The 1,127-nt window shown below is 41.6% G+C and carries 1 protein-coding gene and 2 pseudogenes; 1 reads left to right on the plus strand and 2 read right to left on the minus strand.

All coding sequences use genetic code 11. The features are described from left to right. A pseudogene (locus tag PSI06_RS21770) lies at positions 1 to 105 on the plus strand (IS982 family transposase); the annotation flags it as partial. A 19-nt stretch (positions 106 to 124) separates the two neighbouring features. Here PSI06_RS21770 and PSI06_RS20965 read toward each other — a convergent pair. Together PSI06_RS20965 and PSI06_RS20970 are read right to left on the minus strand one after the other, a co-directional pair. Beyond that, a complete protein-coding gene (locus tag PSI06_RS20965) occupies positions 125 to 892 on the minus strand; it encodes a haloacid dehalogenase type II (RefSeq protein ID WP_054982350.1) in 768 nt (255 codons plus the stop codon). After that, positions 892 to 1,002, minus strand: a pseudogene (locus tag PSI06_RS20970) (AhpC/TSA family protein); the annotation flags it as partial. The pseudogene PSI06_RS20970 and the gene PSI06_RS20965, both read right to left, overlap by 1 nt. Between the last annotated feature and the right edge of the window lie 125 nt (positions 1,003 to 1,127).

Here is a 1,127-nt window from a genome sequence, read left to right on the forward strand (position 1 = left end):
ACAAGGCACCGCAGCTGCATCTCATTTATGGTTAATTTAATGGCTGGATTAATTGCCTACACTTTTCAGACTAAAAAGCCGAGTATAAAAGTGACTCGACTTTAATTCTTATGCAGATCTGAGGTTATTTAAGTAGAGCGGCTAATTCATGTAAATCTTTCACAACGTGGTCTGGTTTTTTTGCCAGTGGGTAAAGTGTTTTACCTGGGCGGGCGATAAAGGTTGTTTGTAACCCGGCTTCTTTAGCACCTGCTACATCCCAACCGTGCGCCGCTACCATCATTGCTTCATTTGCTTTTACATTTAATTTTGTTAGCACCCACTCATAGGCACGTAAGTCTGGTTTATAAATTTTAATATCTTCAATGCTGTAACGCGCATCAAAGAACGACATTAATCCAGCGCTCTCAAACTGGGCTTTAACACCTTTGTTTGAAGAATTTGTCAGACTTACTAACTTATAGCCCTGTGCTTTGAGTTTTGCCAGTCCTTCTTTCACATCTTTGTGAGGAGGTAGGGTTAAAAGCGGGGTGACAATGGCTGTTTTTGCTTGTTCATTCGTAATGGCTATGTTGTTATTTTTGGCAACCATGCGCAGCGACGCAACGCCAATTTGACCAAAATCGTGGTAATTGCCACTTACAGTATCAACGAGTGAATGATGCAACATGGTCGAAAACCAAAGCGGTAATAAATCTTCACGCCCGCCAAGCGCTTTGCCTATAGAGGTGCGCATGGAGGTTAAATCTAACAAGGTTTCGTTTACATCAAAAATAAGTACTTTAGGTTTCACTTGTGCCTGTGGCTCCTCAGCCATAGCGTAGCCAGAGGCAAGGCTAGTACCAACAAGCAGTGATAGGGTAAGGGTTTTTAACGATTTTAAAATAGACATTAGTGTTGCTCCGATTCAAGGGCGGTCAATACATCAGTAGGCTCTGCGCGTAGGGTATAGTCTTCGTTTAAAAAGGCATACGTAATTATGCCTTTTTGGTTAATTACATAACCTGAGCTGCACATAAGAAATGGAACTAAATGCCCTTGCGGTGATCAGATCTTTCGACCAAGAAACATAAGATTACCAAGGCAAGGGCATGAATAACTTAGATGCAATTTACGTAGATGTCGAT

The organism is Pseudoalteromonas sp. GABNS16E (assembly GCF_028598715.1).
Classification (GTDB): Bacteria; Pseudomonadota; Gammaproteobacteria; order Enterobacterales; family Alteromonadaceae; genus Pseudoalteromonas; species Pseudoalteromonas atlantica.

Excerpts from the sequence above, each read along its gene's own strand:
- PSI06_RS20965 (WP_054982350.1), bottom strand. The coding sequence starts at position 892 with ATGTCTATTTTAAAATCGTTAAAAACCCTTACCCTATCACTGCTTGTT.